At 69.1% G+C, this 13658-nt stretch carries 14 protein-coding genes and 2 pseudogenes; 9 read left to right on the forward strand and 7 right to left on the reverse strand.

All coding sequences use genetic code 11. The features are described from left to right. Positions 1–78: 78 nt before the first annotated feature. A pseudogene (locus MQN93_RS34610) lies at positions 79–447 on the forward strand (transposase); the annotation flags it as partial. A 26-nt stretch (positions 448–473) separates the two neighbouring features. On the opposite strand, the gene MQN93_RS34615 reads toward MQN93_RS34610, so the two are convergent. Continuing rightward, positions 474–824: an STAS domain-containing protein gene (locus MQN93_RS34615; protein WP_242712618.1), complete on the reverse strand. Its 351-nt coding sequence runs from the start codon at positions 822–824 to the stop codon at positions 474–476. A gap of 128 nt (positions 825–952) precedes the next feature. Here MQN93_RS34615 and MQN93_RS34620 point away from each other — a divergent pair, with 128 nt between their 5' ends. Beyond that, on the forward strand, positions 953–1108 hold the full coding sequence (locus MQN93_RS34620; protein ID WP_242712619.1) for a hypothetical protein: 156 nt from the start codon (positions 953–955) through the stop codon (positions 1106–1108). 218 nt (positions 1109–1326) lie between these two features. After that, positions 1327–2301, forward strand: coding sequence for an L-threonylcarbamoyladenylate synthase (locus tag MQN93_RS34625; RefSeq protein WP_242712763.1), 975 nt, complete (start codon positions 1327–1329; stop codon positions 2299–2301). Positions 2302–2637: 336 nt separating this feature from the next. Here the strand turns inward: MQN93_RS34625 and MQN93_RS34630 are convergent, their stop codons facing one another. Continuing rightward, complete coding sequence (locus MQN93_RS34630; protein ID WP_242712620.1) at positions 2638–3279, reverse strand: carbonic anhydrase; 642 nt, start codon at positions 3277–3279, stop codon at positions 2638–2640. Positions 3280–3346: 67 nt separating this feature from the next. On the opposite strand from MQN93_RS34630, the pseudogene MQN93_RS34635 reads away from it, so the two are divergent. Continuing rightward, positions 3347–4123: pseudogene (locus tag MQN93_RS34635) on the forward strand (IS701 family transposase). A gap of 571 nt (positions 4124–4694) precedes the next feature. Here the strand turns inward: MQN93_RS34635 and MQN93_RS34640 are convergent. Then, positions 4695–5624: a M48 family metalloprotease gene (locus MQN93_RS34640; protein ID WP_242712621.1), complete on the reverse strand. Its 930-nt coding sequence runs from the start codon at positions 5622–5624 to the stop codon at positions 4695–4697. Continuing rightward, the gene (locus MQN93_RS34645; RefSeq protein WP_242712622.1) at positions 5621–5992 is read right to left on the reverse strand and encodes a BlaI/MecI/CopY family transcriptional regulator; all 372 of its coding nucleotides are present in this window, start codon (positions 5990–5992) and stop codon (positions 5621–5623) included. The genes MQN93_RS34640 and MQN93_RS34645 overlap by 4 nt, the downstream gene beginning before the upstream one ends. A 117-nt stretch (positions 5993–6109) precedes the next feature. On the opposite strand from MQN93_RS34645, the gene MQN93_RS34650 reads away from it, so the two are divergent. Then, the gene (locus tag MQN93_RS34650) at positions 6110–6778 is read left to right on the forward strand and encodes a DedA family protein (protein WP_242712623.1); all 669 of its coding nucleotides are present in this window, start codon (positions 6110–6112) and stop codon (positions 6776–6778) included. Continuing rightward, a complete protein-coding gene (locus MQN93_RS34655) occupies positions 6775–7380 on the forward strand; it encodes a phosphatase PAP2 family protein (RefSeq protein WP_242712624.1) in 606 nt (201 codons plus the stop codon). Before MQN93_RS34650 ends, MQN93_RS34655 begins: the two co-directional genes overlap by 4 nt. Positions 7381–7816: 436 nt before the next feature. On the opposite strand, the gene MQN93_RS34660 is transcribed toward MQN93_RS34655, so the two are convergent. Then, entirely contained in the window at positions 7817–8026 is a 210-nt protein-coding gene (locus MQN93_RS34660; protein ID WP_242712625.1) for a hypothetical protein, read from the reverse strand. A gap of 7 nt (positions 8027–8033) precedes the next feature. Continuing rightward, positions 8034–8444 (reverse strand): BlaI/MecI/CopY family transcriptional regulator, encoded by a 411-nt coding sequence (locus MQN93_RS34665; protein WP_242712626.1) that lies wholly within the window; start codon positions 8442–8444, stop codon positions 8034–8036. Between the two features lie 168 nt (positions 8445–8612). Between MQN93_RS34665 and MQN93_RS34670 the strand changes: the two genes are divergently transcribed. Both MQN93_RS34670 and MQN93_RS34675 read left to right on the forward strand, forming a co-directional pair. Beyond that, a complete protein-coding gene (locus tag MQN93_RS34670; RefSeq protein ID WP_242712627.1) occupies positions 8613–10013 on the forward strand; it encodes an MGDG synthase family glycosyltransferase in 1401 nt (466 codons plus the stop codon). Next, on the forward strand, positions 10010–10747 hold the full coding sequence (locus MQN93_RS34675; RefSeq protein ID WP_242712628.1) for a polysaccharide deacetylase family protein: 738 nt from the start codon (positions 10010–10012) through the stop codon (positions 10745–10747). The genes MQN93_RS34670 and MQN93_RS34675 overlap by 4 nt, the downstream gene beginning before the upstream one ends. Before the next feature lie 572 nt (positions 10748–11319). Here the strand turns inward: MQN93_RS34675 and MQN93_RS44435 are convergent. Then, positions 11320–11844 (reverse strand): LexA family protein, encoded by a 525-nt coding sequence (locus MQN93_RS44435; RefSeq protein ID WP_372504511.1) that lies wholly within the window; start codon positions 11842–11844, stop codon positions 11320–11322. A 430-nt stretch (positions 11845–12274) separates the two neighbouring features. Between MQN93_RS44435 and MQN93_RS34680 the strand changes: the two genes are divergently transcribed. Continuing rightward, positions 12275–13495 (forward strand): serine/threonine-protein kinase, encoded by a 1221-nt coding sequence (locus tag MQN93_RS34680; RefSeq protein WP_242712629.1) that lies wholly within the window; start codon positions 12275–12277, stop codon positions 13493–13495. Positions 13496–13658 lie beyond the last annotated feature (163 nt).

Consider the following 13658-nt stretch of genomic DNA (forward strand, 5'->3'; position numbering starts at 1 on the left):
GTCTTCTGAGTGAAGAATTTTGTTCAGATCCCTGGCGAGGCGTTCGAGGATCTCGTCTACAATCTTCGTCCACAGATCGACCTGCACGATGCGCAGGCGGCGAAGGCACTCCATTTCCGCCTGCGTCTGGACCTACCCAGAGATCACGACCGTGGGGGCCGACCGTGCCTACGCGGGCAAGCTGGTGATTTGGGCCAAACGCCACCTGAACCTCACGATCAAAACGGTCAGCCGTCTCGAGGACACCTCCGGGTCCGCGCTGCTGCCCCGCCGCTGGCTCGTCGAAACCTCAGTGGCGTGGATCATGCACACCCGCGACACGAGCGGCTCGTGCGGCACTCGAAGGCCCTGATCATCTGGACCGCGATCACCTTGATGACCCGCCACCTCACCCGCAAGCCCGCCCGTGCGAGGGCCACCGCCGGCCCGGCCATCATGACCTTCGCCGCCTGACAGGCGGTGGCGGCAGGCTCTCAGGTGCGGGGCGCGGCCGCCTCGGCCTCGGCGACCGTGGCAAAGACCCGCAGCACCTGATCGACGCCCGTCATCCAAAGGACTCTCACCAGATTCGGCGGCACACAGGCCAGGACGAGTTCCGCCCCGCGCTCATCCGCCCGCAGCCGCGCCACCACCAGCACGTTCAATCCGGCCGAGTCGCAAAACGTCACCCCGGACATGTCCAGCACGATGAACCGGTACCCGCGAGTGATCAGCTCGACGAAACGCTCCTGCAAGGCCGGGCGGGTGGTGTAGTCCATCTCGCCGCGGACCCGGGCCACCACACAGTGATCCGAGACGGCCACCTCCACCAGGGGACCAGCCACCACATCTCCCAACCGTCTCGCCAGGACCCATCTGACTTCGCCGAGCTTATCGACCCCGCATCATGCTGCAGCAGCCGGCATCGGCAGCCCGGCCGCTGCAGATCGGACAAGAAGGAGCCTCGCACAGCATGGACCGCCACCAAAACCAACGGTGGACCTTCTTGAGCAACCACGCACGCGTCCTGCTGGCCTTCGCCCGCAATCCGGCCGCACGGCTACAGGATGTGGCAGCCGGATGCCGCATTTCCGAGCGCACCGCCCAGCGCATCGTGGCCCGATCTTGACATTGTGGAGGCCAGTTACCTCACCAGCCGTTGCGGCACCCGGCAGAGATCGGGCTGCTTGTACGTGACCTCCTCAGGCTTCCTCGGGGTCTCGCCGCGAGTAGGCGTCAAATGCACCAGTAGTTGATCTTGAGCGGCCCGGCCAATGAGACCCCGGTTGACGCTGAGATCGGTCACGGCCGTGGCCGGCCTTTGATGCTCCTAGGATGTGGAGGGTGATGGTAAAAACCAGCGACATCGAGAAGGCGGCCGATGTGCTGCGCGCCGGCGGCCTGGTGGCCCTCCCGACCGAGACGGTATACGGACTGGGCGCCAACGCCGAGGACCCCGCGGCCATCGCGCGCATCTTCCAGGTCAAGGGACGTCCGCCCTCGCACCCTCTGATCGTCCACATCGCCGGTGCGGAGCATCTGGATGATTGGGTCCAGGACGTTCCCCAGGCGGCCCGTGTGCTGGCCGAACACTACTGGCCTGGGCCGCTCACGCTGGTCCTTCGGCGCGGTCCCCGCGTGCCGCTGGAGGCGACCGGCGGCCTCCAGACGGTCGCCGTGCGCGTGCCTGACCACCCCGCCGCGCTCGCGCTGCTGGAGGCTTTCGGTGGCGGTGTCACGGCCCCGTCCGCCAACCGCTTCGGCCAGGTCAGTCCCACCACGGCGAACGACGTCCGCGCGGAACTCGGCGACGGGGTCGACTTCGTGCTGGACGGCGGCCGTTGCTTGGTCGGCGTCGAGTCGACCATCGTCGACGTCACCAGCGATGCCCCGAGCATCCTGCGGCCCGGCGGTGTGACGCGCGAGGAACTCGAAGCGGTGCTGGGGTTCCCGCTCGCGGTGCCCTCGACGAGCCATGTTCGGGTGCCGGGCCAGCACCCGTCCCACTACGCCCCGCGGGCGCGGGTCGTCCTCGTCGAGCCCGAGAAGGTCATCGCCGAAGCGGAACTCGCTCAGGAGCTGGGGCACCAGGTGGGCGCCTTTGTGCCCGCCTCCTTCGCCGGCGCTCCGGTGACGGCCCATGCCGTGCTGACGGTTCCCGCCTCGATGTCCGCCTACGCACGGGAGCTGTACGGATTCCTGCGCAAATTCGACCAGCTGGGGTGCGATCTCATCATCGCGTCCTTGCCGAAGGAGGAGGGGCTGGGACTGGCGATCGCCAACCGACTCCTCCGTGCCGCAGGGCCCCGGTCCACCGTGTGACATGACCGGCACTTTCACCCTGCCCTTACTGCTCCCGCGGACAGGGGCCGGGCGGTGCATGACGGATTCGGCTGAGCCGCGCCCCGCGATCTGGTAAGCGGGCACAGCTCGTGCCGCCCCTCCTCGGTCACAACCGTTGCCCATCCCGGCACACCTCGCAGCGCTGCCCCCTCGCCAGAGCGGCGCGGGGGCGGCGCTGGGCGCGCCGTCGCCACAGTAAGCCATCGGGCGTTGCCCTTCCCCGGATGATCAGGCCGTGAGCCCGGTGGATTCACAACCACGTGTCCAGAGCTCGTCCGACTGCGCCAAGTACGCTGAGCAGCCACGGCCGGGCGGTCAGGACACGGCGGGAACCTGCGCATCGAGGCCCCGGGAGGCGACGAGCTGCGCACTGCCGTCGGCCAGCCGGTAGCACAGGCCCACCACCGCAGCCTGCCCGGCTGCGACCTTCCCGGCGAGCACCCGGGAGCGGTCCAGCAGCAGATCGACCGTGTGCCTTATGTGCTCGGCAAGAATCTCATCCGGCTCGACGTGCCCGGCAGCCCGCGCAGCAAGCACGCTGGGAGTCACCCGCTCGACGACATCCCGGACGTATCCGGCCGGTGTCATGCCGTCCTCAAGCGCGGCGCAAGCGGCGCCGACCGCGCCGCACGAGTCGTGGCCGAGCACCACGACGAGCGGGCAACCCAGGACGTCCACGCCGTACTCGATACTGCCCAGCACCTCCGGACCCATGACGTGGCCCGCGGTGCGCACCACGAACAAGTCGCCCAGGCCTCGGTCAAGGATGATCTCGGCGGCCAAACGGGAATCGGAGCACCCGAACAGCACCGCGAAGGGCTGCTGGGACGGTGCGATCTCAAAGCGGCGGGTGGCGTCCTGGTTGGGGTGTTCGGGAGTGCCGTCGACGAAGCGCTGGTTACCGGCCAGCAGCAGCTCGAAGGCGTCGCGGGGGGTCGGGGTCTTGATCTCGCTCATGGCCCGCAGCCTAGTACTGCAACGGTCCTTGCCGTGGCTGCTGGCCAGTTCGGTCGTTGGGGTGGTTATGGGTGGGGACCTTGCTGATGTCAGGTTCTGGGCGGGTGAACTCGAGGCGGTGCATGAGCGGTTCGTGCACCGGGAACGCTGCCGGCGGGCAGGCATCGACGACCATGTCGCCTTCGAGACGAAGGTGGTCATGGCCAAGGCGATGGACCGCCGGGCCGTCGCCCAGAAGATCCCGTTCGGGCGGGTGACGCCGGATGCCGCCTACGGCTTCAGCAAAGGCTGGCGCTTCGAGCTGGAGCAGGCCGACGTCTTCCACGTCATGGCCACCACGAGGCACGGCACCGTCGTCACCCGGTGGGCGCTTGATCATCCCGTGCATGACCTGTTTCCAGGCCTGCCCCGGCAGAAGTGGAAACGCCACTCCTGCGGCGAGGGGGCCCACGGACACAGGATCTATGACTGGGCCCGCGTCGAGGTGCGACCCTGGCACCGCGAAGACCGCCAGCACTGGGTTCTCGCCCGCCGCAGCGTGAGCAGGCCCGAGGAGATCTCCTGCTACATCGCCTACTGCCCCACCGGCACCACACTGGACGAACTCATCCGGATCGCCGGAAGCAGATGGGCTGTTGAGGAGTGTTTCCAGCCCGCGAAGCAGAAGTGCGGCCTGGACGACTACCAGGACCGCCGCTACCCCGGCTGACACCGCCACATGACCCTCGCCATGGCCGCCCACGCCTGTCTGACCGTCCTGCGCGCCCGCCAGCTGGATGCGGACAAAGCAGAAACGGATCCTCCCAGCTCACCCACCTCAGTCTCGCCGAAGTCAGACGCCTGATCACGCGACTCACCAGCCGCCGTCCCACCCCGGTCGAGCACATCCTGCACTGGTCGACATGGCGCCGACGACGCCAACACCAGGCCCGCATCAGCCACTACAAACGACGCGGACACAGCCCCTGATACCTGCCCAGCACTCAGAACAAACACCGTTGCAGTACTAGGGCGTAAACGGCCATCTGCCCACGTCAAACGCCCTCTGAGGCGAAACGCCTGGTGGAGCGGGGGTGGGTGCTGTAGGTGCGGCCGCGGGTGTGCACCCCCCTCGGGGCGTTGGCTGGCAGAAGGCTCTTGGTCGGCCACTAGCCAGCCGGGTCTCTGCAGCCGAGCACCGGCCACCGCACCAGCAGTTCAGATCGGCAAGGATCCGACTGAGAGGGCGCAGGTCACAAGCCGACTCCCCCGGTCAGTTGCCGCTGGTGCCCGCCACAGCGTCGCGGATGCCCCCAGAGCGCGTCCACCACCAACCAGGTCGGGGCACAAGCACCAGCGAGATCACCATATTCAGGCGAGCGGCTCCGGGGGAGGGTGAGCGGAACAGACGCAGTCGCTGCGAGGCCCGAACCGGGTCAGTGGCTCTCCTCTCCCTGGGCGATTTCGACCTGGTGATGGAAGGCGAGTACGCCGGTTGCCCCGGCGCCCACCGACAGGACCGCGCAGGCGGCAAGGAGAAGCGCAGTAAAGCGCGTGGCGCGCGAGCACCTCTCGGAGGGCTGGAGCAGGGCGGCGACACGTTGGGGAACGGGACCGGTCGTCGCCGCGGGTACGAAGTCGGGGCGGGTGGATCGGGAGGCTTGGCCGGCGAGGGCGGCGCGGGCGATGGCCGTGGCGATCAAGCGCCGGTCGCCGAGGACGGTGGCGGCAGCCTCGTCGGCTGCCCGCTCGGCGGCGAGCCGAATCGTGGCCCGGATGGTGCGCAGGGCTGGATGGCAGTGGGCGGCGAGTTCGGCGGCGGCCAGGAAGTAGTGGTGGCCGGCCTGGTTGTGGGCGCGTTCGTGGGCGAAGAGGGCTTCGCGTTCGGCGGGGCCGAGGCTGCGCAGCATGGCGCTGGTGACGACGATGCGGTGGGGCCGTCCGGGCAGCGCGTATGCGTCGGGGTGGGGTGAGTCGATGACGCAGAGGTCGCCTGCGGCGGGGTAACGGTCGGCCTGCGTGCGGGCAGTGCGAAAGACACGGGCCTGACCGAGGGCCGAGCGCGCGAGTGTCCACACACTGAGGGTGAGCACTCCGGTGGCCGCCATGGCCGCGGGGACGACGAGGAAGTCCGACGGCGTGCGCAGGGGGTGGACGAGTTCGCCGAGTGCGGCAAAGGCGGGCAGTTTGAGCAGTCCGGTCAGTACCAGGGCTCCGAGAGCGGCCACACAGGCACTCGCCAGGGCCATAGCAGAGGTCGTGAGGACCCACAGGGCGGTGACGGGAGTCAGACGACCGAGGGTGCGGCGGGCCAGCGTCGGCGCGAGGAAGGGGAGGAAGAGCGGTACCAGTAGCAAAGCGGTCACTGCTCGTCACCCTCCAGCAGCTGGCGCAGGAGCTGTTCGTCGTCGGGGCTGAGCTGGGCGACGAAGCGCGCGAGGACAGTCTCCCGGTCGGTGTCCCGGTCGAGTTCGCTGTGCATGCGCCGGGCGGTCAGGCCGGGAGCGTCCTGCACGGGGAAGTAGACGTAGCCGCGCCCCTGCCGTTCACGGCCGACGACACCTTTCTCGTGCAGACGGGTCAGGATCGTCGTCACCGTCGTCCGGGCAAGTTGGGAGCCGAGTTCAGTCTGCACCCGTCCCGCGGTGAGCGGGGCACCGGCGGCCCACAGGGCAGCCATGACGGCGGCTTCGAGTTCGCCCGCAGGCCGTCTCTCGTCCTTCGCGTTGCTCATGGAACGATCCTCACCCCACTATCGTCTACAGTCCAGTAGACCGTCTACAGCATTGTAGACGCTTGTCGGGTGCCGGTCGGCTGCATCCGATGGTCCGGACGAAGGGGTTTCTCGACGATGACCACATCCGTGCACCTGTCATCGCAGGTCGCTGTCAACGTGCTGGATGCCCAGTCACTACTGCCCGCTTTCGGGGTGCTGGGCGTGGGTGTGGTGCTGTTCGCCGAGACGGGCCTGCTGATCGGCTTCGTCCTCCCGGGCGACTCGCTGCTATTCACGGCCGGCCTGCTGAGCACCGGCGCCGCCGACCGCGGCCTGAAGCTGTCGCTCGCCCCGCTGTTGGTCGTTGCCGCGGTGGGAACACTGGCGGGCTCTCAGTGCGGATATCTCCTCGGCCGGACGGCGGGCGGCGCCCTGCTCGCCCGCAGCCAATCGGCCCGCCTGCACGAGGGGGCGAGACGGGCGGAGGAGTTGCTGGGGCGCTACGGGTATGCGAGGGCGATCGTGCTGGCCCGCTTCGTTCCGGTGGTGCGCACCGTGCTCAACCCGATGGCGGGTGCACTGGCCGTACCAGTACGGACGTTCACCGTCTGGCAGGTGGTCGGCGGGCTGGTGTGGAGCCTCGGTCTCACGCTCGCGGGATACGCGCTCGGCTTCTCCGTACCGAACGTGGACCGCTATCTGATGCCGATGGTCGTCGTGATCGTGGCCCTGTCTCTCATTCCGCTCGCCTCCGAGATGTACCGCTCGCGGCGTGACGCGAAGGCGAAGGAGGCACGCGGATGATCCTCGCCTTCAACGGCTCGTCGATCGACGGCCCTGCCTACACCGATGTCGTGGACCTCGCCCGGCACTCCCCCTCATGGTTGGACGACGCGGTGTCGGCCTGGTCGACGTACGGGCTCGGGCTGTTCGCCGTGCTCATGGTGATCGGCTGGTGGCGTTCCCGGCGGGTGGGCGCCACGGCCTCGATGACGGCGCTCGCCGTGCCGTTCGTCGTATTCGTGGCCTACGGCGTGAACACGGGCTTGAAGCTGCTGGTGCGTGAAGACCGGCCCTGCCAGAGCCTGCACGTGACTCCGCTGGAGGCCTGTCCGGCGCCCGGCGACTGGTCCTTTCCCAGCAATCACGCGGCCATCGCCGCCGCGACGGCTGTCGCCCTGCTGTTCGTTTCCCGCCGGCTCGGCGCGGTCGCCGTAGTGGCCGCCTGTGCGATGGCGGCCTCGCGAATCTGGGTCGGCGCTCACTACCCCCACGACGTGGTGGCCGGGGTCGCGGTGGGTCTTTTGGTCGCGCTCCTCGTGATGGCCGCGCTGCGGCGGAAAATGCAGGCCATCACCCAACACATCATGGCCACTCCGCTACGTCCGCTGCTGGTGGCCACATGAAGCGCGGCACAGTGGTCGAACTGACCGACTCCCTCGCGCCATCGCTCCAGCACGAACCGGCCCGCCTCGGCCGGCAGTCGCAGCAGGAGGTTGACGGCCGCGGTGAGTGGCCACGCGGCCTGGAAGAGGTGTCGGCCCCGGAGATGCGCTCGGTCGTGCGCCAGGAGGCTGCACGCTCCGCGTCACACAGCGCAGCATCCCGCGAGACACCACGACCCGTCCGCAGGCGGGGGAAGCGCGAACGCCTGCGGAACCGTCGTCGAGTACGACGAGGCTTCGTGTCCCCGGGCACCCGGTCGTTTTCGCGCCGGGCCCACAGGACGTGTCGGCCTGCCGTACGGCCGCCACACCCGGCGGCATGAACCCGGTCGGCGGGGTCAGGGCGCCGACCGGCCGCGACGGCCAAGGACAGCGGGTCCTCAGCGCGAAAGTGCGGCTACCGACCAGGGGCCTCCTTCGCGACCTCAGGGATCTGCGCGAACCCGGTGAACGCGAGCAGGGCCAGTGAGCCGAGCCTGCCGATCGCCGTCACCAGTGCCGCACACGGCCAAAGAACGCGGCCGCGGGCCGCGGCGCCGGTCCCCCTGTGGCCGAGCACCGCGAGGAGCAACGCGACCAGGAGGGGGATGGAGGCGCCGATCGTCACCGGCTCGCTACCCGCCGTCGCTGCGCCCGGCGTCCTGCTCACCCAGCAGGCGGTGCAGCAACTGTTCGTCCTCCTGGGAGAGTTCGTCGACGAAGCGAGTGAGCACCGCCTCACGGTCCGAGCCGCGGTCCAGCAGCCCGTGCATCCGTACGGCGGTGTCGGACGCTTCGTCCCGGACCGGCGCGTAGGCGTATCCGCGGCCTGCGGGCTGCCGTACGAGCATGCCCTTGTCGTGCAAGCGCGACAGGATCGTCAGCACCGTCGTGTAGGCGAGGTCCCCGGGCAGCCGTTCCAGGAGCTGCCGTGCGGTCAGCGGCTCGTCCGCGGCCCACAGGGCAGCCATGACGCCGCTCTCCAGTTCCCCGCGTGCCCTTCTGCCGGTCGCCCGGCCGCTTTCGCTGCTCGTCCGGTCCCGCATCGTTCACCTGCCCTCCCGCTCTACTCCCCACCCTACCGGCGGGGCAACTACGGCTTGTAGGAAGCCAGCGGGATCTTGGCGACAGTGACCAACTGCATCACGCACGAGCTTATCTACTACATGTTGTAGAGTTCGGCCGCCCACTCCACCCGCGGAGGAACGAGCTCTATGACCTACTCCGGTACTTCGGCACATCTGCGCGTCCCGGCGGCCGCTGCCCTGCACCCCGAGCCGGTGCCGACCACCGCACGGGACAAGCGCATCGCGATCGTCTCGGCGAGCATCGGTGCGGGCCACGACGGTGCCGCAGCCGAGCTCGCTCGCCGGCTCACGTCCCACGGCTTCGTCGTCGACCGGTTCGACCTGCTGGACCTGCTGCCGGTCCACCTGGGACAGCTCGTCCGGGACAGCTACCACCGCATGCTCGTCCGGGCACCTTGGGCATATCAAAGGGTCTACCGCAGTACGGAACGCGCCGGCGGTGGCGGGCCGTTGGCCAGAGCCCTGCTGCGCACCGCCGAGGAGCGCGTTTTCCGCACGCTGCACCCCGACACCGGGGCGGTCGTCTCCACGTATCCGGGGGCCAGCCGTGTCCTGGGTAGCCTGCGGCTTCGGGGACGGCTGACTGTGCCCGTCCTCACGTATCTCACCGACTTCTCCGTGCATCCGCTGTGGGTGGCCGACGGTGTCGACGTCCACCTCGCCGCGCACGCCGTGCCCGCCGCCCAGGCCCGGGCCGCCGGAGCGCAGGACGTCCGAGTGAGCGGCCCGGTGGTCGATCCGCGCTTCTGTCCCGGCAGCGCCGTGGAGCGCCACACGGCCCGGGCACGCTTCGGGCTGCCGGGGAACACTCCGCTGGCGCTGCTCGTGGCCGGCTCGTGGGGGGTCGGACCGGTCCGGCAGGTTGCCCTGGAGCTACGCGACTGCGGTGCCGCCGTCCCCGTGGTCGTCTGCGGCCGCAACAAGGCGCTGGCAGAACGACTTCGCGCGGACGGCATCGAACATGCCTTTGGCTGGGTGGACGATATGCCCGCCCTGATGCAGGCCGCCGACGTGCTGGTCCAGAACGCCGGTGGGCTCAGCTCCCTGGAGGCCTTCGCCACCGGTCTGCCCGTCGCAAGCTACCGGTGCATACCGGGCCACGGTCTGACCAACGCCGCCGCCCTGGAAGAGGCCGGTGCGGCGGTCTGGATCCGCGACCCTGCCCGCCTCAAGGTCGCGCTCTGCGACCTGATCCACGGCCCACTGGGACTGAGCCAACGCGCAATTGGCTTCGCCCTCTTCACCGCTGAGGGCGAAGGCGGACCCGCCGCAGAGATAGGGCGCATTCACAGCGCAGTGTCGCCTCCGCAATCTCCCCGGTTCACCGCACCACGGCACCACCCGGCGGCACGCCGACTCGTCGCCACGACCGCCGTGGCCTGCGGGGTGTGGGCCTGCGCCGTCGGGACGGGGATCGCCACCGCCTACGAGGGCTCGGGCGTGATCCACGCCATCGGGCACAGTCTCGACCGGGACGACCCGCCGCCGCATCACATCTTCCACGTCGAAGGGCACCACCACTCGTGACCACCTCACGACTGCTCCGCACCGCCGCTCTGGCCGCTCTGCCCACCCTGGCAGCCGCCCATGCCGCACCCGCCATCTCCACCTTCGGGCCGCTGCGCAATCGCGCGATGCCCCGACTCGCAGGCCGGGGCCGCCGGGACCACGTAGCCCTGACGTTCGACGACGGACCCGACCCGCTCTCCACCCCGCGCTTTCTGGGCCTCCTCGCCGCACGCCGGATCCGGGCGACCTTCTTCCTGCTGGGCCGGGAGGCCCAACGCTCGCCCGACTTGGTACGCGACATCGCCGCGGCGGGACACGAGATCGGTATCCACGGCTGGCTGCACCGTCCGCTACTACTGCGCGGCCTGCGCGCCACGTACGACGATTTCGCCCGCGCCCGCGACATCGTCGCCGACATCACGGGGCACCAGCCGATCCTCTTCCGTCCCCCGTACGGCGTCATGTCGACCGCAGCGCATATTGCCGCCCGCCGCCTCAGTCTCACCCCCGTGCTGTGGACCTGCTGGGGAGAGGACTGGACCGCACGCGCCACACCGGAGTCCATCCACCAGAGAGTCACGGCCGACCTGGATGGCGGCGGCACCATCCTGCTCCACGACTCCGACTGCACGTCCGCCCCGGGCGCCTGGCGGCCGGCCTTGGGCGCGCTCCCGCGCATCCTCGACGCCTGTGAGCAACGCGGCTTCCAGGTCGGTAGGTTGCGCGACCACGGATGGCCGCTGCCGTCCTGACCTATCGAGCTCGATGATCTCTTGCTACTCACACGTCCGTCATCAGGTCGCGCTCGGCGCGTCGTCGTCGCCGTCACCAGTAGTCGGCACATGTCAGTTGAGGCCGGCACACACGTAAACGCCTGAATACAGCCAACAGTTCATCGTTGCTCCCGTATATCCCCGAGCCTCGCGCCGAGGACCCCAAGCCATTCATGCAAGCGAGATGCCCTCGCCACCGAGACCCTTGCATCGTGAAGGGCCCTCGGCGGCCGCCTGGCCTCGGTGATCCCCTCGAGGACATCGGCAGAACAAGGACATGCCCGACCACCCCCCTCTTCGACCGGCTCATCGACGCCGTAGACGAAATCTTCGTCCTGGCCAAGGAGACTGCGAACCGCTCAGCCTGCGAGGACGCCAACCACACGCTCGTCCAGCGCGCCGAACACCTGGTCGCCATCTGGAAAACGGCGATCCCCCATCCTCAAGGGCTGCGGCGCCGCAGACACCGTCCTGGAAGCACGCGCCGCCGGCCACCCCGTCGACGTCGTGTGGCCAGCTGGCGCTGCCCAGCGGGCCTGAGTCCTACCGTCTCAGCCTCCCAACTCATCACGACCTCGTTGTCCTGCTGGTCGACGAGGTTGATGCACACCAGGGGCGGCCCACCGGCCCACCCGCGACAAGAACTTGCCGCGAGCCGTCGTGTCGCTTTCCCACCAGCCCCGGGCAGCGGGGCGGCCGTCAGCGGCGACGGTGAGGTGGAACCGTTCCAGGGCGCGCTGGTCATGTGAGCCGGATTCGGCAGGGCCATGGGAGCTCGCGGGCGATGCGCCCAACGGCCTCGATGCGTCCGAAATGGCGGTGCACGGACGGGTGCTGCACATGCCGAGCCGCGCGCCGAGCTCCTTCAGTGTGGGCGCTGCACTCCGGTCGGCGATCGACTCGCGAATGCAGCGGAGAAGCTGCGCCTGGGCGCAGGTGAGGTACTCGACCCAATGGTCGGCCATCCTTAAATTCGATCGCTCGCTTGCATTCTCAGGCAAGCCGACGCGCGATTCGTCACTGGGGCATAGCCAGAAGCGGCCAGGCATAGCCGGCCGCCCGATGTGAACGGCCATGCCGCGACTTCTGCAACCCTCCCTATATGTTCGAAAGCCCCCTCACGACGGGCCGCAAGCGGGGATACGTGCATCTGCGCATCCTGGAGAGGCCCGTAGATGCACGGCTGCCGGCGCACTTCCGCAAGGGGCTCAGCGTAATCGGCATTGCACTCGTAGTGGTGTGACGCTGCCGGGCATGGGTGCGCTGTATGAGCGGGACCAGCTTCGGCGGGTCCCGGACGTACGCGACACCCTCCCGGGCCCGTACTCGTACGCCAGGCAGGCAGGTGCACCCCCGTAACCGGCCTGCCACGCGAGGTTTTCCGGCCCGGCGCTGCGGCCCGAGAGCGCGCGGTAATCTGGCCGCGCCGCTGCCCAAAAGGTCATAAAACACCAGCATTTGGGCTCGTAGTGAACATGTTCGTGTCGACTTGGGGTGGGTGTACTGGTGCTGCTGGCGGACCGCTATCAGCTGGAGGAACTGCTGGGGCGAGGCGCGATGGGTGAGGTGTGGCGGGCCACCGACCGCATCCTTGGGCGCGCCGTCGCGGTCAAGCTCCTCAGGGAGGAAGAGCCGGCGGACACGGAACGCTTCCGGATGGAGGCGCAGACCGCGGGCCGCCTCAACCATCCCCATGTGGTGGGCGTCTACGACTTCGGCTCAGACCGGGGCCGGCTGTACCTGGTCATGGAGTTCGTCGACGGCTGGAGCTTGGCGCAGGAGCGGTCGATGCGCGGTGTCCTGGCTCCTGACGAGGCGACGGCCATCGCGGCGCAGACTGCTGCGGGCCTGTCCGCTGCGCACCGGCAGGGGGTAGTGCACCGAGACATCAAGCCCGCCAACGTGATGATCTCCACCGACCGCACCGTAAAGATCACCGACTTTGGGATAGCCCGCTTCGCTGACGATGCGGCCGGCACGATGACCGCCACCGGAAAGGTCGTCGGTACCGCTGACTACATGGCCCCCGAGCGTGCTCTCGGACGTTCCGCGCGGCCCGCTTCGGACGTCTACTCACTTGGCTGCGTGCTGTACCACCTCCTCACCGGCCGTCCACCGTTCCAGGGCGCGACCTCGCTGGCCGTGGTCAAGCAGCACGTGGATGCCGTCCCGGTGCCAGTGGCCCGGCTGCGCCCCGAGATACCGCCGCAACTCGCCGAGTACGTACTGCAGTTGCTTGCCAAGGACCCCGCGGCCCGGCCCACCGCCGAGGAAGCGGCCCACTGGTTGGGCACATCGGAGTGGGCCTCGGCCGCGGAGGTCGGCCAGACCGCGCCCATGGCGGCTCCGCCCGTCCACATGGCCGCGCCGCCGGTCCCGGATGCGGCTCCCTTGGTAGGTATGCATGGTCCCCCGGCGCACTCCCGGCCGCGCGGACGCCGCAGGACAGCGTCCCGGGCCGTGCTGGGCGGGGCCGGCATCGTCCTGTTCACCGCGGCCGCGGCGATCGGTGCATCGATGAACTCGGGCGACGAGAGCCCTTCGGCACCCCCCTCTTCCGTGCCGTCCTATGCCGCGTCGGTCCATGTCAGTGAGACTCCTTCAGCACCGCCGTCCTCCGCTGCTCCTTCCACCACGAAGCCCCCGGGGGGCGACCCCGAAGACGGCGAAGGCCACGCAGGGAAAGGGGGACACGGCAAGGGCAAGGGCAAGGACTCAGACGACTGAGCCCTCGCCACTGAGCATGCCGAAACCGACCCGAAGGGCTTCGGGCCAGCTCGAGACGGTTGGCAGGTGTTGACGTGCCCAGAAATCGAATTCGACGGCGCCAACAGAGGTGCCGGAGGACGACTCCAGCCGGAACCGGCGGCGGACATCTGCGGGGCACCCC

Source organism: Streptomyces spinosisporus, from assembly GCF_022698145.1.
GTDB classification, from domain to species: domain Bacteria; phylum Actinomycetota; class Actinomycetes; order Streptomycetales; family Streptomycetaceae; genus Streptomyces; species Streptomyces spinosisporus.

What these genes read in the sequence shown, in the direction of transcription:
- MQN93_RS34630 (WP_242712620.1), bottom strand. Translation starts at nt 3,279, where the DNA reads ATGAGCGAGATCAAGACCCCGACCCCCCGCGACGCCTTCGAGCTGCTG.
- MQN93_RS34670 (WP_242712627.1), top strand. Translation starts at nt 8,613, where the DNA reads ATGACCTACTCCGGTACTTCGGCACATCTGCGCGTCCCGGCGGCCGCT.
- MQN93_RS34665 (WP_242712626.1), bottom strand. Translation starts at nt 8,444, where the DNA reads ATGCGGGACCGGACGAGCAGCGAAAGCGGCCGGGCGACCGGCAGAAGG.
- MQN93_RS34645 (WP_242712622.1), bottom strand. Translation starts at nt 5,992, where the DNA reads ATGAGCAACGCGAAGGACGAGAGACGGCCTGCGGGCGAACTCGAAGCC.
- MQN93_RS34655 (WP_242712624.1), top strand. Translation starts at nt 6,775, where the DNA reads ATGATCCTCGCCTTCAACGGCTCGTCGATCGACGGCCCTGCCTACACC.
- MQN93_RS44435 (WP_372504511.1), bottom strand. Translation starts at nt 11,844, where the DNA reads ATGGCCGTTCACATCGGGCGGCCGGCTATGCCTGGCCGCTTCTGGCTA.
- MQN93_RS34625 (WP_242712763.1), top strand. Translation starts at nt 1,327, where the DNA reads ATGGTAAAAACCAGCGACATCGAGAAGGCGGCCGATGTGCTGCGCGCC.
- MQN93_RS34620 (WP_242712619.1), top strand. Translation starts at nt 953, where the DNA reads ATGGACCGCCACCAAAACCAACGGTGGACCTTCTTGAGCAACCACGCA.
- MQN93_RS34650 (WP_242712623.1), top strand. Translation starts at nt 6,110, where the DNA reads ATGACCACATCCGTGCACCTGTCATCGCAGGTCGCTGTCAACGTGCTG.